The sequence below is a fragment of the Terrabacter sp. 05T424 genome, assembly GCF_056396225.1.
On sequence record NZ_JBFTLB010000002.1, the window covers coordinates 545,539 to 561,806 of the forward strand.

Annotated in this window: 21 protein-coding genes, 1 pseudogene and 1 other annotated feature; of the genes and pseudogenes, 11 read left to right on the plus strand and 11 right to left on the minus strand. The window is 68.5% G+C overall.

Annotated features, from left to right (window positions below; genetic code table 11):
• Nucleotides 1-40: 40 nt before the first annotated feature.
• The 3 genes from AC1DE0_RS07625 (at nucleotide 41) to AC1DE0_RS07635 (ending at nucleotide 1,937) form a co-directional block, all read left to right on the plus strand.
• Nucleotides 41-931 (plus strand): alkaline phosphatase family protein, encoded by an 891-nt coding sequence (locus tag AC1DE0_RS07625; RefSeq protein WP_478098839.1) that lies wholly within the window; start codon nucleotides 41-43, stop codon nucleotides 929-931.
• Between the two features lie 82 nt (nucleotides 932-1,013).
• Entirely contained in the window at nucleotides 1,014-1,607 is a 594-nt protein-coding gene (locus tag AC1DE0_RS07630) for a GNAT family N-acetyltransferase (protein ID WP_478098841.1), read from the plus strand.
• Between the two features lie 132 nt (nucleotides 1,608-1,739).
• A complete protein-coding gene (locus AC1DE0_RS07635; protein ID WP_478098844.1) occupies nucleotides 1,740-1,937 on the plus strand; it encodes an alpha/beta fold hydrolase in 198 nt (65 codons plus the stop codon).
• A 14-nt stretch (nucleotides 1,938-1,951) separates the two neighbouring features.
• Here the strand turns inward: AC1DE0_RS07635 and AC1DE0_RS07640 are convergent, their stop codons facing one another.
• Entirely contained in the window at nucleotides 1,952-2,350 is a 399-nt protein-coding gene (locus AC1DE0_RS07640; RefSeq protein ID WP_478098846.1) for a VOC family protein, read from the minus strand.
• 158 nt (nucleotides 2,351-2,508) lie between these two features.
• Here AC1DE0_RS07640 and AC1DE0_RS07645 point away from each other — a divergent pair, with 158 nt between their 5' ends.
• From AC1DE0_RS07645 to AC1DE0_RS07655, 3 genes are all read left to right on the plus strand, one after another.
• Nucleotides 2,509-3,453 (plus strand): cupin domain-containing protein, encoded by a 945-nt coding sequence (locus AC1DE0_RS07645; protein WP_478098848.1) that lies wholly within the window; start codon nucleotides 2,509-2,511, stop codon nucleotides 3,451-3,453.
• 721 nt (nucleotides 3,454-4,174) lie between these two features.
• On the plus strand, nucleotides 4,175-4,606 hold the full coding sequence (locus tag AC1DE0_RS07650; protein WP_478098850.1) for an ester cyclase: 432 nt from the start codon (nucleotides 4,175-4,177) through the stop codon (nucleotides 4,604-4,606).
• Between the two features lie 125 nt (nucleotides 4,607-4,731).
• Complete coding sequence (locus AC1DE0_RS07655; RefSeq protein WP_478098854.1) at nucleotides 4,732-5,505, plus strand: maleylpyruvate isomerase family mycothiol-dependent enzyme; 774 nt, start codon at nucleotides 4,732-4,734, stop codon at nucleotides 5,503-5,505.
• A gap of 43 nt (nucleotides 5,506-5,548) precedes the next feature.
• Here the strand turns inward: AC1DE0_RS07655 and AC1DE0_RS07660 are convergent, their stop codons facing one another.
• The 3 genes from AC1DE0_RS07660 to AC1DE0_RS07670 all read right to left on the minus strand — a co-directional run bounded on the left by AC1DE0_RS07660 (nucleotide 5,549) and on the right by AC1DE0_RS07670 (nucleotide 7,221).
• Nucleotides 5,549-5,680 (minus strand): hypothetical protein, encoded by a 132-nt coding sequence (locus AC1DE0_RS07660; protein WP_478098858.1) that lies wholly within the window; start codon nucleotides 5,678-5,680, stop codon nucleotides 5,549-5,551.
• 171 nt (nucleotides 5,681-5,851) lie between these two features.
• Entirely contained in the window at nucleotides 5,852-6,253 is a 402-nt protein-coding gene (locus AC1DE0_RS07665; protein ID WP_478098861.1) for a J domain-containing protein, read from the minus strand.
• Nucleotides 6,254-6,780: 527 nt separating this feature from the next.
• Nucleotides 6,781-7,221, minus strand: a complete 441-nt coding sequence (locus tag AC1DE0_RS07670; RefSeq protein WP_478098864.1) for an Hsp20/alpha crystallin family protein — start codon at nucleotides 7,219-7,221, stop codon at nucleotides 6,781-6,783.
• A 159-nt stretch (nucleotides 7,222-7,380) separates the two neighbouring features.
• Between AC1DE0_RS07670 and AC1DE0_RS07675 the strand changes: the two genes are divergently transcribed.
• Nucleotides 7,381-7,674, plus strand: coding sequence for a MerR family transcriptional regulator (locus tag AC1DE0_RS07675; RefSeq protein ID WP_478098865.1), 294 nt, complete (start codon nucleotides 7,381-7,383; stop codon nucleotides 7,672-7,674).
• Nucleotides 7,667-7,873: a hypothetical protein gene (locus AC1DE0_RS07680; RefSeq protein WP_478098869.1), complete on the plus strand. Its 207-nt coding sequence runs from the start codon at nucleotides 7,667-7,669 to the stop codon at nucleotides 7,871-7,873. The genes AC1DE0_RS07675 and AC1DE0_RS07680 overlap by 8 nt, the downstream gene beginning before the upstream one ends.
• A 439-nt stretch (nucleotides 7,874-8,312) precedes the next feature.
• On the opposite strand, the gene AC1DE0_RS07685 is transcribed toward AC1DE0_RS07680, so the two are convergent.
• The 4 genes from AC1DE0_RS07685 to AC1DE0_RS07700 form a co-directional block, all read right to left on the minus strand.
• Nucleotides 8,313-8,483 carry an IS3 family transposase gene (locus AC1DE0_RS07685; protein WP_478098873.1) on the minus strand — a complete coding sequence of 57 codons (171 nt, stop codon included), beginning with the start codon at nucleotides 8,481-8,483 and terminating at the stop codon, nucleotides 8,313-8,315.
• A gap of 73 nt (nucleotides 8,484-8,556) precedes the next feature.
• A complete protein-coding gene (locus AC1DE0_RS07690; RefSeq protein ID WP_478098875.1) occupies nucleotides 8,557-9,600 on the minus strand; it encodes an IS110 family RNA-guided transposase in 1,044 nt (347 codons plus the stop codon).
• A gap of 90 nt (nucleotides 9,601-9,690) precedes the next feature.
• A complete protein-coding gene (locus tag AC1DE0_RS07695; RefSeq protein ID WP_478098877.1) occupies nucleotides 9,691-10,575 on the minus strand; it encodes an IS3 family transposase in 885 nt (294 codons plus the stop codon).
• Nucleotides 10,471-10,626, minus strand: a sequence feature (AL1L pseudoknot). (Overlaps the previous gene by 105 nt.)
• Complete coding sequence (locus AC1DE0_RS07700; protein WP_478098879.1) at nucleotides 10,584-10,904, minus strand: transposase; 321 nt, start codon at nucleotides 10,902-10,904, stop codon at nucleotides 10,584-10,586. Its footprint overlaps the feature before it by 43 nt.
• 153 nt (nucleotides 10,905-11,057) lie before the next feature.
• Between AC1DE0_RS07700 and AC1DE0_RS07705 the strand changes: the two genes are divergently transcribed.
• A complete protein-coding gene (locus tag AC1DE0_RS07705) occupies nucleotides 11,058-11,564 on the plus strand; it encodes a site-specific integrase (RefSeq protein ID WP_478098881.1) in 507 nt (168 codons plus the stop codon).
• A gap of 90 nt (nucleotides 11,565-11,654) precedes the next feature.
• Nucleotides 11,655-12,209 carry a hypothetical protein gene (locus AC1DE0_RS07710; protein ID WP_478098883.1) on the plus strand — a complete coding sequence of 185 codons (555 nt, stop codon included), beginning with the start codon at nucleotides 11,655-11,657 and terminating at the stop codon, nucleotides 12,207-12,209.
• Nucleotides 12,210-12,417: 208 nt separating this feature from the next.
• Here AC1DE0_RS07710 and AC1DE0_RS07715 read toward each other — a convergent pair whose 3' ends face one another.
• From AC1DE0_RS07715 to AC1DE0_RS07725, 3 genes and pseudogenes are all read right to left on the minus strand, one after another.
• Nucleotides 12,418-13,431, minus strand: a complete 1,014-nt coding sequence (locus AC1DE0_RS07715) for a hypothetical protein (protein ID WP_478099576.1) — start codon at nucleotides 13,429-13,431, stop codon at nucleotides 12,418-12,420.
• A gap of 9 nt (nucleotides 13,432-13,440) precedes the next feature.
• Nucleotides 13,441-13,575 (minus strand): annotated as a pseudogene (locus AC1DE0_RS07720) (DUF4236 domain-containing protein); the annotation flags it as partial.
• A 67-nt stretch (nucleotides 13,576-13,642) separates the two neighbouring features.
• A complete protein-coding gene (locus tag AC1DE0_RS07725) occupies nucleotides 13,643-14,938 on the minus strand; it encodes an HNH endonuclease family protein (protein ID WP_478098884.1) in 1,296 nt (431 codons plus the stop codon).
• Nucleotides 14,939-15,531: 593 nt separating this feature from the next.
• Between AC1DE0_RS07725 and AC1DE0_RS07730 the strand changes: the two genes are divergently transcribed.
• Nucleotides 15,532-16,170: a potassium channel family protein gene (locus tag AC1DE0_RS07730; RefSeq protein WP_478098887.1), complete on the plus strand. Its 639-nt coding sequence runs from the start codon at nucleotides 15,532-15,534 to the stop codon at nucleotides 16,168-16,170.
• Nucleotides 16,171-16,268: the final 98 nt, after the last annotated feature.

Consider the following 16,268-nt stretch of genomic DNA (forward strand, 5'->3'; position numbering starts at 1 on the left):
GTACTGTCGCCGGCAAGCCGCTTCACACCGTGGAGGACGCGTGTCGCACAAGGTGCTCGGTTTCGTGGTCGCCGCCGCACTGACGGTGCTCGGCGGCTGCGGGGCGAGCGAGCCCTCCGCGCCGGTCACCTTCGCCTCGGCGGCGCCCTCGAAGGTGACCAAGCTGCTCGTGTTCGTCGTCGAGAACCACGCGCTGGACCAGATGCGGGCGGACATGCCCTACACGGCAGCCCTGGGCCAGGAGTATGCGGTCGCGACGAGCTACCGGGCGATCACGCATCCCTCGCTGCCCAACTATCTGGCGATGACGGGCGGCAGCACGTTCACCGTCACCGACGACGCCCCGCCCTCCAGCCACACGATCGACCAGCCGTCCGTCTTCGGCCAGGCGCTGTCGCTCGGCAAGACGGCGAAGGTCTACGCCGAGGGAATGCCCGCCAACTGCGCCACGGAGGACTCGGGGGCGTATGCCGTCAAGCACAACCCCTGGGCGTACTACCTGAGCGAGCGCTCCGCCTGCGCCCAGGACGACGTGCCGGCCAGTGAGCTGAGCACGGACGCCGCCGACGGCCGGCTGCCCAACGCCGGGATGGTGATCCCCGACCTGTGCAACGACGCCCACGACTGCGACCTCGCGGTCGCAGACCGTTGGCTCCGGACCCAGATTGAGGCGGTGATGGCCGGAACCGATTGGCGTGCAGGGCATCTCGCGGTCGTGGTCACCGCCGACGAGGACGACCGCCAGCAGGACAACCTCGTCCTGACCGCCGTCGCTCACCCTTCGATGCACGCCGCCGTCGTCTCGACACCACTGACTCACTACTCGCTCGCACGCCTCTACAGCGAGGTCCTCGGAGCAGCGCCGCTCGGCGAGGCAGCGGCCGCTCCCTCGATGGCCACGGCCTTCGGACTGGATCTCGTCGGCCGTTGAGGGCAGCTGTCCCGGCTGGAACCCGGGTCGCGCACCCCTCGATGCCCTAGTGCGACAGGACGAACGGACCTAGTCTCGCGGTGTGCCCGAGTTCAGCTGGCGACCGGCCAACGACGCCACGACCGAGGACGTCGAAGCCGTCTTCGAGGCCGGCGGCGCCTGCAAGTGTCGCTGCCAGGCGCTCAAGGTGCCGGGCTGGATCTGGCGCGACACGACCCAGGAGGAGCGCGACGTCGCCCTCCTCGAACAGGCCGGGTGCGGCACGAGCGGTCCCACGTCCGGCCTCGTCGGCTACGTCGACAGCGAGCCGGCCGGCTGGGTCGCCGTCGAGCCGCGCGAGAACTATCCGAGGATCTGGGCCCGGCAGAAGGCGTGGATGCGCATGGAGCCTGAGCTCGAGGGCGTCTGGTCGGTCACCTGCTTCGTCGTGCGCAAGGGCTTCCGTCGACAGGGTCTGATGTATGAGCTCGCCGCCGCCACAGTCGACTACGGCAGGCAGGTCGGCGCTCGCGTCCTCGAGGGCTACCCGACCGAGTCGCCTCCGGGGAAGACCGTGATCTGGGACGAGGCGTCCGTCGGGCTGCTCCAGGTCTTCCTCGATGCCGGCTACGAGGTCGAGGCGTCTCCCACGCTGCGTCGCAGGGTGGTGCGACACCGGCTCGGCGCGTCCTCCTGACGTCGGCCCCGCTCCTTCGATGGGGCCGAGACCTACTTCCTGCACGACGTCGACCCCGAGGTTGCGGCCGAGGGTGAGTCGTATCAGCGCGCCGAGGCCGACATCGCCTTCGAGTCGGTATGTGACTTCACAGTGTGGTCGGCCACCAAGATCCGTGTCCTCGCCGGCGCTGACGACCGCTTCTGCCCGATCGGCTTGCAGCGCAAGGTCGCTCGTGACCGGTTGGGCGTCGAAGCCGACGTGGTTCCGGGCGGGCACCTGCTGCCACTCGTGCAGCCTCGGCTGGTGGCCGACTACCTGTTGCACACGAACCCCGGCGACGCCCGCTGACTCGCCGGAAGGGATCAGGCGGGCGGCGCGAAGAACTCGAGGGCGATCCCGTCTGGATCGCGGAACGCGAGCCCGGACCCGTAGTGGGCGTCCTTGATGTCGCCGTGCGCGATGTCGAGCTCGTCGAGTCGGGCGGCCCACTTCTCGAGCTCGTCGCGGCTCGTGACGGCGAAGGAGACGTGGTCGAGCCCGACGCGATACTCACTGAAGGTCTCGACCGGCGCGGGGGTCGCGTGCTGGTGCAGCCCGATCATCGACTGGGTGCCGACCACCCAGACGGTGTGGTGGAAGTTCGGGTCGGTGTCCTCGTCGATCACCGGGTCGACGCCGAACAGGTTCGCGTACCAGAGAGCGCTCACGCTCAGGTCGCGCACCGTGATCGCGACGTGGCCAAGGGGCGGAAAAGTGGTCATGACAGTCCTTGCTTCGATGGAATAGTGGATTCACCGAGTCTGCGTCCGAGCGCTCGTGCGTCCGATGGCCGGGCGACCGCGATGGATAGCAGAAACCCCGAACCTTCGAAGGGGTGGGCGACGTGTCGGTTGCGGGCGGGGGCGTGCCTGCTCTGGTGGTGAACTCGACGCTGGAGCAGCTGCGCCTGGAAGGGGCGATCTTCTTCCGGGCCGAGTTCACCGATGAGTTCGCGTTCGAGTCCGCGCCGCTGAGCTTCGCTGCCGCGCTCACCCCTCGTTCCGACCGCATGATCCTGTTCCACATCGTCGTCTCCGGCGTCTGCTGGGTCGCCGTCGAGGACGGGGTCCGGCACTGGGCGACCGAGGGTGACGTGATCGTGATGCCGTACGGCGGTCGCTACGCGCTCGGGGGACCCACCCCGGTCGACGTGCCGAGCAGGCTCGACCTGCCGGGACCTCCGCCGTGGCAGGACATTCCCGTGGTGCGCCAGGGCGGCGGCGGCGAGCGGACCGACGTCGTCTGTGGATACCTCCATTCCGAGCATCCGTTGTTCAACCCCTCGATGAACGCGCTGCCGCCGGTGTTCGTCGTCCGGCTGCCTGCGGGGCCGGCGTCGACGTGGGTGCAGGCGAGCATCGCGTACGCCCTCGAGGCGACCACCCCCTCGAACCACAGCTCTGCGGTGCTCGCCACCCGCCTGCCCGAGCTCGTCCTGATCGAGGTGCTGCGGGCGCATCTGTCCGCGGAGCCGTCCGGCGACCGCGGATGGCTCGTCGCGCTGCGCGACCCGGTGCTGGCACCTGCGCTGGCGCTCATCCACGCCCACCCGGAGCACCGGTGGAGCGTCGGCGAGCTCGCGACGCGCGCGGCAGTGTCGAGGTCGGTCCTCGACGACCGGTTCCGCCTCGTGCTGGGCAGGCCTCCGATCCGCTATCTGACCCAGTGGAGGATGCACGTGGCCGAGACCCAGCTGGGCACCACCGATCTCACCGTCTACGACATCGCGCGCCGAGTCGGCTACCAGTCAGAGGAGGCCTTCAGCCGGGCGTTCAAGCGCGAACGCGGACAGTCACCCACCCACTGGAGATCCGCCCGTCGCTGAGCGGAGCCCGCGTCAGGGCGGCGCTGTCGTCCTCTTCGGAAGATCCAAGAAGCAAATAGGACATTTCGGGCATTGTGGGTATGGGGACCTTGACGGCGCCGCCACTTGGTCCCAACCCCAATCCCGGGGAACCCCTGAGGCGGCGCCGCCCTCACGCGTACGCGTACGCATCCGGCCGTTCGCGCCATCCGGAGTCCTGGCGAGGTCAGACCCATCCCAACGCGCCCCACGTCTCTTCGGGGCGCAAGAACGCGTTTACCGGGTGCGATCCGAGGGCATGTGGGGGGTATGCGACTGCGGGACCACAACAAGGGAGACCTCGCCCTCACGGCACTGACCGTGACGGTCGCCGCGGCGGCGGCTGCCAGTGAAGCGGCCCGCTGGGCAGCCCGCCATCACCGTGGACGCCCTTCCTCCAGGCGTGTGCTGCGGCGCACGCCAAAGTAGTCGCCCGCGTGGGCGCCACGGCACGCCTCGAGCGCCCGAAAACGCGGGGCGGTCACTGGCATGGTCGCGGGCTTGTTGCCCGTGCCGACCACACGCAGTACGCGGTGGCCGCGCAGCGTTCCACTTCGGCAGTCGGGCGTTCACGGCCGGATGAGTCGCGATGACGCCATCGATGTCCGCGAAGCGGAAGTAGGGGCTGCTGCGCGAATGGGTGCCGCGTGTCCGGGGTGAAAGTAGATTGGCGGCATCCAGGCTGCGAACGGGGATGATGCCGATGTCCACCGACGACAACAAGCGGATTGTGGCCGAGTTCGTCCACCGGTGTCAGGCTCAGCATGACCTGGCCTACGCAGATGAGGTCTTCCACTCGGGGTTCGTTGACCACTACCGGCCCGAGGGGCGGACCACTCCGAGCACGGAACGACCAGCGAGCGGGTTCCAGGCCTTCTACGGGCAGTTGCTACAGGCCTTTCCGGATGCCCGCATGCAGATCAACGACCAGATCGCCGAGGGCGACCTCGTCAGTACGCGGAAGACGTTGCACGGCACGCATCGCGGCGAGCTCTGGGGGCTGGCGCCGACCGGGAACCGCGTCGAGTTCGAGTTCATCGACACCTTCCGAATCTCCGATGGCCAGATCATCGAACACTGGACGTCCATGGACCTCGGCGCCTTGAAGAGCCAGATGCGTGGGAAGACTGCTTAGAACGTTCGTGGCCCTGGACAGACGAGCCGCGACATCGCTGGCGGTGGTCAGACGCATCGCTTCGTCTGCGGGTGCCTACTGGGTGACCGCGGGAAGAAGGCCGGGGTCTTCATGGTTGCACCGGTATGGCCACACTTGTCGACCGCACCATCTCGGCGCTGCGTGCCAACCACGACACCCTTGCCGAGCTGGTGCCGACCTTGTCCGAGGACGATCTGAGCGCGCCCAGTGGGGCGACGGGGTGGAGCGTCGCGCAGGCGCTCTCACACATCGGCAGCGATGCGGAGATCGGCCGCAAGCCGATCGCCACCGCCGCGGGCGAGCGGGTCGAGGTTGAGGACAACCAGGCAATCTGGGCACGGTGGAACGCGGCTTCACCGGCCGACCAAGCAGCTGGATTCGTCAAACACGACGAGGCGTACCTCGACACCATCGAGTCGCTCAGCACCGAACAGCGCGATAGCTTGATGATCGACCTGGGCTTCCTTCCCGAGCCGGTGCCGCTGTCGGTCGCGCTCGGCATGCGGCTCAATGAAGTTGCCAACCGTGCGTGGAACGTGCGCGTCGGAGTCGACCCGTCAGCGACCGTGGAGCCGGAATCTGCCGAACTGCTCGTCGAGCAGTTTCGCGGGCCGTTGGGCTTCCTGCTGGGGTTCTCCGCAAAGGCGGATGCGATCGAACGGGAGGTCCGTCTGGTGATCCCAGGTGGCGCACTCGAGATCACCGACGCGGTCACCGTGACCGAATCGGTCGATCATCCAACGGCCACGTTCAATGGTCCGGAGGAGGCCGTGGTGCGGCTGCTGAGCGGACGGCTCAGCCCCGAACACGCCGCTGGTGCGACCGTCACCGGAAACGTCACGCTGGACGAGCTCCGGAAGGTCTTCCCCGGCTACTAAACCGAGCGTGCGCCCGGCAGGGGGCGGAATGTGTCTTGTCTCCTCAGACGCCCGCGACGTACGCGGTGAGGAAGTGGACGCCGTGCCGGTCCAGGTTGCCTCGGGCCCGGTCGTAGTGCTCGGTTGTCCGTGGGTCGCCGTGCCGTGCCAGGATCTGCGCGTCGCGCAGGGGCACGCCGGCGTGCCCCGATGATGTGCCGGAAGGGCCCTCGGCGCTTCGGTCAGGCGCCGCTCGCGGCGAGGGGGCCGCGAATGCCCGAAGCGGTCGCAGGTGCTGGCACTCGCGTCCTGGGGACGGGAGTGCCGTGAGCACCGTTAACTGTTCCCCCGTTGGTTCCGTGAACGTCTACGCCTGATGGCGCCAGTGGACTGGGCCGGCCTGGATGGGTGGGTCGTTCGGGGTAGGGGCACTCGTTCGGTGTACCCGCACCTGCACGGGCGTCGCGGATCGGGCGGTGCCGCCGCGCAGCCGGTCGTAGTCGGCGCGCCGGGCGGGGTCGCGGAGGACCTCGTAGGCCGCCAGGACTTCTTGGAGGGCCATGTCGGCAGCGCCGGCTCGTCGGGGGCCGACAGGACGGGTGTCTGGGTGGTGCTGGCGAAGCAGGCCTCGGTAGGCGCGACGGAGCTGGTCCGGACTGGCCTGCGGTGTCACGCCCAGAATGGCGTACAGGTCCATAGCTGCTGTCCTGATCATCGTGTCCGCTCGTGGTGGATGGTGAGCCCGGCAAGGGGTGGCCCCGGCCGCCATGGCGGGCGGGGCCACCGTGTTGGAATCGGTGTTCGGAGGGGCTGGCGTGCCGGCCGGCGAAATGGATGCGCCGCGGGCGCGAGCGTCGCGGACTGGTGCGTCAGACGCTCAGGTTGAAACGTGCGGGCGAGCACGACAGTCACCTCGGGTGGGGCGTCTCACGTGTGGCCATCACCTGCCTCTCGTGTCCATGGGTTGTCGCAAGCCTCGCTTCAAACGGGGGGTGATCGTTGCCTGGTCCGATCGTCGATGCCTGGGTGGTGTGGTCGGGTCGGCTGGCCCGCTCCGCCGGCCCTGTGTCGGCGAGGTTCGCCTCCTGGGTGCTGCGCGGGTGCGCGGCCCTCGGCTGGCTCGGCCGGCTCGCCGGGTGGGGGCTCTGGCCATTCCGCAGCGATGATCGCGTCGAACTCGGCCCGGAGCAGGTCCTCATCGGCGCACAGCAGGTCAATGAACTGCTCGTCCGTGCTCGTCGTCGAACCCGCGCTGGCAACCTGCAGGATCTGGGGCATCCGTCTCACCGCTTCGTCTCACGCGTTGATGGCCTGCCGGTCCTCACCCTTGCTGGTGATGGAGATCTTGCGCGGCTTGGCCTGCTCGGCCACGGGGATCTGCAGGGTGAGCACCCCGCTGTCATAGCTGGCCGTGATGTGTTGGGTGTCGAGGTTGTCACCGAGGATGAGCTGGCGGCTGAACACCCCGCGCGGGCGTTCGGCGGCGACCAGCTCGGCGTCGCTGGCCCTGGCCGGGCGCTCGGCCTTGACGGTGACCACGTTGCGTTCGACGTCCAGATCGATCGAGTCCGGGACCACGCCCGGAAGGTCGAACTCGACGTGGAAGGTGTCACCCTCGCGCCACGCGTCCATCGGCATCACCGACGGGCGGGCCAAGGTGCCGAAGGTCCCGTTCGTGCCGAACATCTGTTGGGTCAAACGGTCTAGATCACGGAAAGGGTCGGTGCGCATCAGCATCGTTTCCACCTCCATCGTGTCGTCCTCTGATGCTCCTTTGTGGTCCACTGATCGCGATGCGCGATCTGTGGGGTGCGCTATAGATTTGTTGTAGCACCCGTGGGATGCTGGGGCAAGAGGTATCCGGCCGAGAAATCCTGCGCATGGAAGGGACGTTTGATGGGTCAACCAGCACCGGAGAGCGACCAGGGCGTGTATGGCATCTCGACGGCCGCGGAACTGGTCGGCATGGGTGTGCAGAACCTGCGAGCGTACGAGGCCCGTGGCCTGCTGGAGCCCCATCGCACCGAGGGTGGCACGCGCCGCTACAGCGCTGACGACTTGGACCGGCTCCGCCGCATCAGCGACCTCTTGGGGGCCGGGCTCAATCTGGCCGGCATCGGCATGGTCCTGGACCTCGAGGCCCAGAACACCCAGCTTCGAGCGCGACGAAGGAGGGGCGGCAATGGTTGAGCACCCGATCGAGCCGATCGAGGAGGTCCCCGAAGCGGACCTCCTCGAACAGCACGCACCACTGGTCCCGGACGAGCTGGGCGACGAACCTGCGGCGCTTGCCCCCGATTCGTCAGCGGACATCGCCGACGAGGCAGATTGGCTCGATCAGCAAGCCACCGTGCCCGACCACGACGAGGAGGACTACCTCCACGAGTAACGCACCACTGGTCCTCCACGTGGTTGCCCCAGTCGACCCCGCGACAGGAGGCTTGGGTCCGAGTAGGTCCAAGCGGAAGGAACCGTGGACCGAGTGCGTCCGCGAAGCGCCAACGGAGGCCACCTCGGCCGGGCAATCCGGGTTGGCTCGATGCCGTATTACGCCGGCCGCGACAACCACGTTTGTTGTTGCTGGTCTCGGCTGGGCCTGCCGAGAGCCCGTTCGAGGGATTCACGACGGGGTCGGCGGATGAGGAGCCGCCCTTGGCGCGCGACGTGGGATTGCATCTCCCGCCCGGCATGCACTGGTACTTTCGCAAGAACCCCTTGCTGATGCGCAAAGGTGCTGCGACTTCACGCTGACGGTCTCGGGCTCCTCGCAGGCGTTGGCGTGGGTACCGGCCGGAGCGTGGACGACAGGAGATTGTCCCGTCACGGGTTTAGTGGAGGCTCGGAACTGACGTTTCGACGGTAGCCGCCGCGTGGTTCTGACGGTAGTGCTGGTCCTCGAGCTCGACGGGTGGGATGAGCCCGATCTCGCCGTGGAGTCGTCGGTGGTTGAACCAGTCGATGTACTCCGCGACCGCGATCTCGAGGTCGTCGATCGCCACGGACCCCGGTTACGGATCAGCTCGGCCTTGAAGAGGGAGTTAACGCCTCGGCGAGGGCGTTGAGGCCCCTATGTCAAGCGGCGTGTTCGAGGGCTTGGTCAGCACTCAGTGCGGCCCGGATGATGCCGAAAGTCTCGCGGGCGATGTAGCGCTTGAGGACCCGCAGAGTGTCGTTGCGGCTGTCGCCGGCTGTGCGTCGTCGCGCCGCGAACTCGCGCGTCCGGCTGTCGTGGATCAGCCGGTTGTTGGCGATGGTCCACAGTGCATTGTTGGCGGCCCTGTCGCCGCCGCGGCTGAGGCGGTGGCGGTGCTTCTGCCCGCTGCTGGCCTGGACTGGACTGGCACCGCACAGCGCCGCGAACGCTGCGTCGCTGTGGAGCCGTTCTGGGTTGCCGCCGGCGGTGATCAGCAGTTGGGCGGCCGAGTGGATGCCGATGCCGGGTCGTACGACCAGCTCAGGGGCAGTCCGCCGGATCAGCGCACGGATCGCGACGTCGAGGTCGAGGACCTCTTGATGCAGGTGCAGCCACCGGCGGCCGAGGCTGGCGATGGCTGCCCGCTGGCCGTCGATAGGGGCCAGCTGACTGGCTCTGGTGGCCAGCTGCAGCAGACTCTGCACCCGGAGATCATCGCGCAGCTGCTGGTCGGCGCCAACGAGGAGTGCCTTGATCTGGTTACTCGCGGTGGTGGTCGCCTTGACCGCGCTGTTGCGGGCAATCGTCAATGATCGCAGGGCTTCTACGGCACCTTCGCGGTTCTTCGGAACTGCGGTGGCTTGACCGGCCAGGACCGCACGAGCGGCTGCCTCGGCATCGACAGGGTCGCTCTTGCCCTTGCGTCGCCGGTTGGCGCGATCGGGCCGGTTGACCTCGAGGACGGTGAGGCCGGCTCCTTGGAGTCCACGAGTCAACTGGTAGCCGTAGCTGCCGGTCCCCTCCACGCCGGCCGTCATCGGCGTCCCGTGCTCCTGGCTCCAGGCCAGCAGCTGCGCTGTACCGGCGTCGGTGGCTGGGAAGCTCAGCGCGTCCTGGTAGCGGCCGAGGCCGTCGAGGATGACGGCGACGTGAACGTGCTTGTGGGTGTCGATGCCCAGGACGCTGTGGTCGTGCGCTGGCATGCGGTGCCTCTCTGGTCGGTGGTGCACGAGTGAGGCTGGGACGGGTGCCGGACAGGACACTCAAGGTGCTGAGGCAAGGCCCCTATTGGGTCACGGCAGTCCACGGCTCAGGGTGTGGGCGGCGGGATGCGGAGTCGACAGATCAACGCGTTGGCAGGCAGGGCGCCGCCAGTCGTATGACGGGTCAGGACATCCGCAACCGGCATCGAGAACCTCGAAGCTGACGAGCACGTCCGCCGCCCACCCCGTGATCATGGACTGAGTGTCGTACGAGTCGCCGGTCGAGCCGACCGAGGCGACCGCGCCGGCGTCGGCGAGGCGCTGGGTGTAGCGGATGGCGAGGTATTGAACTCCTTTGTCGGAGTGGTGGATCAGCCCGGTGGTGTCCCGGCCGACGCGGGCCCGGTCCCACAAGCCCATCTCGAGGGCGTCCAGGGCGAGGTCGGTGCGCAGGTTCTTCGACAGCTGCCAGCCGACGACGCGGCGGGAGAAGACGTCGATGACGAACGCGGCGTACACCCATCCGGCGAAGGTGCGGCAGTAGGTGATGTCGGCGACCCACAGCTGGTCCGGGGCGGTCGCGGTGAACGCCCGTCGCACCAGGTCCGGTCGGGTGTCCGGTCCGCTGCCCGGGATCGTCGTACGTGGCCCCTTCGCGCGGCTGACCCCATGGAGGCCAACGGATCTCATCAACCGGTGCGTCGTGCAGCGAGCCACCAGATGGCCCTGCCGGCGTAGCTCGGCGTGGACCTTCCGGATGCCGTACACGCCGTAGTTCTCGGCGTGGATCGTCACGATCTTCGCCAGCGTCACCGCGTCGCTAACGGCCCGCGCTGACGGCGCCCGCTTCTTGGCCGCGTAGTAGGTGCTTGGGGCGATCTGCGTGCCTGCCTCCGACAGGACGGTGCAGATCGGCTCGACCCCGAACCGGTCGCGGTGCTCGTCGATGTACTCCACGAGCACCGCGGTCGGCACGGTGCTGCTTACTTCAGTTTGCGGTCGAGCTCCGCTGCGGCGAAAAACGCGGAGGCCGTCCGTAGGATCTCGTTCGCCCGGCGTAGCTCCTTGACCTCCCGCTCGAGCTCGGCGATCCGCTTCGCCTCGGCGGTCGTCACGCCCGGCCGGTGGCCCTCGTCGACCTCGGCCTGCTGGACCCAGTTGCGCAACGTCTCTGAGTTGATCCCGAGCTGGTCACCGACCCGCTTGAGCGCGCCCGACCTGGTGTCTGGGTCACGCCGCAGCTCGACGGCCATCCTGATCGCTCGTTCCCGAAGCTCGTCCGGGTACTTCCTCGGTGCTGCCATGACTCTCATCCTTCCGTGGAATGAGAGCCTCCATCAGACCCGGAACGGGACAGGTCGCGTAGGCGGCGGGCGGGGTCTGGTCCGTAGCTGGTCGCCGCGTGAGGTGACTCCATGCCCACTCCTACAACTCTGCTTCCGTTCCAGCCCGCGGCAATGTCCACGTCCCAACTGGCGGCAGTCTCCTACTTGGCCCGCTACTCCGGCCGGACTCACGCCCTGTACTCGTTCCAACTGCGCGAGTGGTTCGCCTGGTGCGAGGCCAACGGGCTGGACGCGTTGGCTGGAGTGCAGCGTGCGCACGTCGAGCTGTACATCCGACACCTGGGTGACCGGGGGCTTATGGACTCCTCCGTCGTCACGATGATGCACGCCGTCCGCGGCTACTTCCGGTTCGCCCACATCGACGGGCTCATCGCCGCGGGCTTGCCCGAGTGCACGCAGGAGCCGCAACTCCAAGACCGCGGTGGCCCGATCTGGACGTGTTCCCCGGTTGAAGCAAGGTATTGGTCGTCTTTGACAACAGCGATCCGGGCCTCGTCGAGGCCACCCTCTGAACTGCTCGGCCCTCTAGGCGGGCCACCCGCACGGAGGGGCACGACCGACCGGCGGCAAACCCGGACATCTCCCAAGCGGGGCGCTCCCACCGGCTCTCAAGGCTAGTGTCTGGGGTTAGTGAGCGTGAGGAGCGCAACCTCGAGCCCCAGTCGGTGGCACGCTAATAAGCAGGCGCGACGGCTTGAAGGAGCGGCCATGAACCTTCGAGGCATGATCCGGCGCCTGAGTGCGCACCAGCCCGCCGCGAGCAACTCGCAGGCCCAGGTGGCCATGGACGTGGCTCGATACAAGTACCTACTCCGCGTGTCATCACCGCAGGTGTTCGACCTGGTCCACACCGAGGTGTTCGCCCGGCTCCCAGTCGCGACGCGTGAGGCGCTGTACCAGCGCTTGTGTCGGGATTTGTCCGAGGAGCTCCGGCCGACGAGTCCCGATCCGGTGGAGATGGCCCGTGCCGCCGCCGCCGCGCAGGACGACGACCCGGTGTACCTGCTTCGGGCCCTCCGACGGCCGGGCGCGGCATCTGGAACGACGCCGGAGCCAGCGGGCAAGCATGGCGCGCCTCCCAGTACCTATGGCGCGTCCGTGCTCGAAGCCGTGGCGAGTACCGCGGCCGCGTCACCAGCTGCTGCAGAGACACTCCTCGGATTCGACACGTCGATGGAGGCCGCCCAGGTCGACCCGACACACTCGGTCCCTCGGCAGCGGGGCGTGGACCACAGCCCGCCAACTGGGGACTGGCTGCCGTAGTCGCAGCCGAAACTCGTAAGGACCTCCCCCTCCGGCGTTCGCCCCTGCAAGGTAGCTGAAGTCGACGTCCGCCCCTCGGCATTTCCGGGGAACAACGGCCTGCTCGTCGAGGCCGCCTCGCGGCGGTGTGATGCACGTGAGCCCGGTTGGGGATACATGCTGCTGCCCTCTGCGGACATTCGAACGCTGCGGGCCGGCGGGGCGAGGGCTAATCGTGCTCGGGAATCGCTTGCGACCAGGCCTCGAGCAGGTGGGCGGCTGGCGAGTTCGGCTCTACAGCAAGGCCGATGACTTCGCGGGTGCTGCCCTTGTGCCGCATCTCGGCGTGCTCGGCATCCATCGCCACCGCGAGCGCGTCGAGGCCGCGCCAGTCGCGCTCGGCGAGGAAATCTCGGCGCAACGTGCCCGCATAGATCGGTTCGACATCGCCGGTGCCGTCCGGGCGCACGACGAGTACCCGTATCTCGGTTGCACCGACAGCCACCGCGAGAGCCTCCTTGGCCGTCGCGAGGACGGTCGAGGCGATTGATGCGGCGTAGAGGGCGTTGCGGTCCGTCTTGGTGCGCTTGCGCAGGGTCGGCTTGCCGCCAGGTGTCCGGTCGGCCCGGTGCTCGGGGACCAGATCGATGTTGCCGTAGGTGACGACGGCGGTGAGGTAGCGGGCTCCGGTCTCGGGGACGGTGCCGGCGTCGACGCAGGTGGAGTCGCTGGCGTTGTCGGCGAACGCGTCGTCGACAGTCTCGATGACCGTGAGCGGGTGGTGGTTGCGCAGCGCATCCCATTCTTGGTCGAGCTGGGACTGTTCCCATTGCCCGCTGACCAGGGCGCCTGTGTGGCGCCGTCGGGCCTCTTTGGGCGCTTGCTGGTTCGCCCAAGCCTTCGCCTTCTTGCGCTCCTCACGTTTCCAGATCGGCACGCCAGCGGTGGCCGTCTGGTAGAGCTCGCGTCGTGCGGTCTCGACGTCGCCGGCCGCCGGCGCGGCCGGGATAGGGAGGGTCTGCCGGGTGGGCGCGGCGAAGGCCGTGTGGTGCAGGCTGGTCAGGGACCGTTCGAGTGCGGCGACCTCGGCGACCTGCTGCGCTCGCTCGGCGGCCCGCGCCTGAGCTTGCAGCTGGGCGACCGTGGGTTGTCGGGGCCGGGGCGAGGCTCCGGTCGAGCGCGTCGAGGAGGACCGCGAAGGAGCCCGCCGTGTGCCATCTCCGAGTGTGGTGGACAGGGTCATCGGTCCCGCGCCGGTCGAGACACGCGTGCGGCCGGCGCCGACGTGGACGCGTGCGGCGCGGGGGCCGACGCTCGCGCGGACGCCGCGGCTCGAGGCTCGGACGCGGACGCCTGGCGCGATCTTGAACGAGACTCCGAGCCCCATCTAGCGCACCTGCCCGGAGGCGGGCGCAGGCGGCATGGTCAGGCTGGGTGATGTCATCGTCGTCTCCTCAGGCCGATCGCCAGCGGGCGCGGGTGTCGCCAGCCTTGTACGAGCACTGCATCAGCGTGCCCTTGTTCGTGTAGCCGAAAGCCCCTGCCGGGGAGCAGAAGGACCCGGGGTGCACTCCTTGGACGGGGGACGGGCTCGCGGGCTTGGGCGCCGGTTTCGCCACTGGCTTGGGCGCCGGCTTCACCACCGGCTTCGGTGCGAGTTTCGGCGCCGGTGGCGCGTACAGCGGGAACCCTCCGAGTTTCGCCACCGTGACGGCAGGCGGCGTCGTGGCGGTGCAGGTGCTCAGGGTCGTCACCATCGCGGCCTGCTCGGCTGAGGTGACCGCGAGCTGGTACTTGACCTTGACGGCGACCTGCCGCGCAACGTATGCGCACCGGTACGCCTTGGCGGGCGGCAGCCACGTCGCGGCGTCACCGCCGCGCTTGGACGCGTTCGCTGTCGATGAGACGGCGACCAAGTTGAGCGTGTCGTTGGCGAACGCCGTCCGTCGGGGCTGAGGCCATTGGGCGGCGCCCTTGGCCCAGGCGTCGGCGAGCGCGACCACGTGGTCGATCTGCACGGGAGAGGTCCGGGCTGTCCGTGCGAAAGCCACGGAGGCGTCGGTGTACGGGTCCTTCAGCGTGCCGGTCATGACGGCGCAGCCGTTCGTGCCGGCCTTCAAGGTGACCGCACGCAGGTCACGTCGCAGGGTGTCGTTGCGCTGGTCACAGCCGTTGCGGTCGATGTCAGTCCAGGCAGCACCGAACGCGGCCCGGGAGTACCCAGTCATCGGGCCCCGCCCCTGGACGACGAGCGTGCCGGCCATCGCGAGTGCCGACCCGGGCGGCGCTGAACGGATCGCCGTCCGAACGGGGTCCGTCTCGGTGGTGGTACTGACCGTCTCGGTTGGTGTGCCAACTGCGCTAGTTGCCACCGGGGTCGCCGAAGTCTGTGTCGTTTCGGTGGCCGATGTGGCGGGCGGTGCCGGCGTCTGAGCCGGCGCAGGGGTCGCAGAGGTCGGCACGGCTGGGATGTTCGCCGCACCGATCGACATGACGACGATGGACGCGACCAGCACCGCTGCCCCCGAGGCGCGGGTTGCCAGGTGCGCCCAGCCCACGCGGCCGCGGGCCAGCGCCACGACGGCGACCACGAAGGCGAACAGTCCCGCGAACAGCAGCGCGCCACCGACACCGGACGTGAGACCGAGCAGGGCACTGACAGCCAAGCCGCCCCAGCCCCACAGCTCGGCCTTCCGTGCCAGTGCCTGGCCGCCGCGGACAGCGGTCGTGGCCTGCGCAGTCCGAGCCAAGCTGGGTGCGGGCGTCGAAAGACCCCCGTTCTGCCCGTCGAGCCACGGCGGACGCACGGATTCACCGCTCCCGTACGTGGTGCTGTCCCCCGCGGCGTCCGTTACAGGTGCGGCCCATGATGGGACCGGCGCTCCCTCTGGGGTCTGGGACACACGAGTCCAGAACTCCCAGCCGGGCGGGGCCGGCGGCCAAGACGGGTCAGGCAGCCACCCAGAAGGCGGCTCCCAACCAGGAGCAGGAGCGGGCCACCCCGGCGGGGGGTTGAAAACAACAGCCATGTGCAGTCAGCAGTCCCTGTACGAATCGTGGCGAGCTTTGCTTGCCGCCGCCGGCACCGTATCCCGGGCCTGCCCGCTTGTCCCCGATTCGCGCAGACCGCCTGGTTCACGTCAGGCCTGAACCGGCTCCGAATCGCTTCGGCATCGCGCGTCTGTCGGCCCCGCGAAGGCAGACGACGGGGTCCCGGTCGCCGAGTCGGCGCGCAGCCGGACCTTACGACTCGCGACTGGTCATCTACGCGGACCGCGATGCGATCCAGCCTCCACGCCGCCATCAAGACCCCATGGCGCCTCCGGCTGCGAAACTCATTTTCGTGACTGTTCAGAAATGGGAACGACGCCCCGAGGTACCGCTCATCCTGCTCGCCCTGGCGTTCCTCGTGGCATACGCCTGGCCGGTCCTGGACCCTCGCCTCGACCCCAGCACGCGCAACATCCTGGATGCTCTTTCGTGGACGGTCTGGGGGGCGTTCGCCCTTGATCTGCTCACCCGGTTGGTCCTTGCGGACAGCCGCCGCGCGTACGCGCTGCAACATTGGTACGACGTGGCTTTGGTGGCGCTTCCGCTGCTTCGTCCACTGAGGCTTCTTCGCCTCCTTGCCTTCGTTCGGATCCTCGACCGCTCCGCTGCGAACAATCTCGCCGGTCGAGTGCTCGTCTACGTGGCAGGGGCGGCATCGGTCGCCGTCGGTCTGGGCGCTCTCGCCGTTCTGGACGCCGAGCGATCAGCAAAGGGAGCCAACATCACCACGATCGGCGACGCGCTCTGGTGGGCCTGCACCACCGTCACAACGGTCGGCTACGGAGACAGGTACCCGGTGACGGCAGAAGGGCGAGTCGTCGGCGTGGTCCTCATGGTGGCGGGCATCGGCATTGTCGGAGCAGCCATTGGCTCAGTCACCTCTTGGATCTTGGCTCGGGTCGAGGCGGAGCGAGCCGAGCGCAACGTCTGAGGCCTTGGGGAAAACGAGCCGACTCCTTGACGGCAGTACCGAGGTTCTGCGGCCTCCGCTCGGCGGTCTAGCGGCGGAGAGACACACCTCGCGGTGCT

Bases quoted from the DNA above. Each gene is read 5' to 3' on its own strand.
- AC1DE0_RS07690 (WP_478098875.1), bottom strand. From the start codon at position 9,600: ATGCCAGCGCACGACCACAGCGTCCTGGGCATCGACACCCACAAGCAC.
- AC1DE0_RS07705 (WP_478098881.1), top strand. From the start codon at position 11,058: ATGTCCACGTCCCAACTGGCGGCAGTCTCCTACTTGGCCCGCTACTCC.
- AC1DE0_RS07675 (WP_478098865.1), top strand. From the start codon at position 7,381: ATGGGTCAACCAGCACCGGAGAGCGACCAGGGCGTGTATGGCATCTCG.
- AC1DE0_RS07710 (WP_478098883.1), top strand. From the start codon at position 11,655: ATGAACCTTCGAGGCATGATCCGGCGCCTGAGTGCGCACCAGCCCGCC.
- AC1DE0_RS07650 (WP_478098850.1), top strand. From the start codon at position 4,175: ATGTCCACCGACGACAACAAGCGGATTGTGGCCGAGTTCGTCCACCGG.
- AC1DE0_RS07715 (WP_478099576.1), bottom strand. From the start codon at position 13,431: ATGACCCTGTCCACCACACTCGGAGATGGCACACGGCGGGCTCCTTCG.
- AC1DE0_RS07640 (WP_478098846.1), bottom strand. From the start codon at position 2,350: ATGACCACTTTTCCGCCCCTTGGCCACGTCGCGATCACGGTGCGCGAC.
- AC1DE0_RS07700 (WP_478098879.1), bottom strand. From the start codon at position 10,904: ATGGCAGCACCGAGGAAGTACCCGGACGAGCTTCGGGAACGAGCGATC.
- AC1DE0_RS07665 (WP_478098861.1), bottom strand. From the start codon at position 6,253: ATGGCGGCCGGGGCCACCCCTTGCCGGGCTCACCATCCACCACGAGCG.
- AC1DE0_RS07670 (WP_478098864.1), bottom strand. From the start codon at position 7,221: ATGCTGATGCGCACCGACCCTTTCCGTGATCTAGACCGTTTGACCCAA.
- AC1DE0_RS07680 (WP_478098869.1), top strand. From the start codon at position 7,667: ATGGTTGAGCACCCGATCGAGCCGATCGAGGAGGTCCCCGAAGCGGAC.
- AC1DE0_RS07655 (WP_478098854.1), top strand. From the start codon at position 4,732: ATGGCCACACTTGTCGACCGCACCATCTCGGCGCTGCGTGCCAACCAC.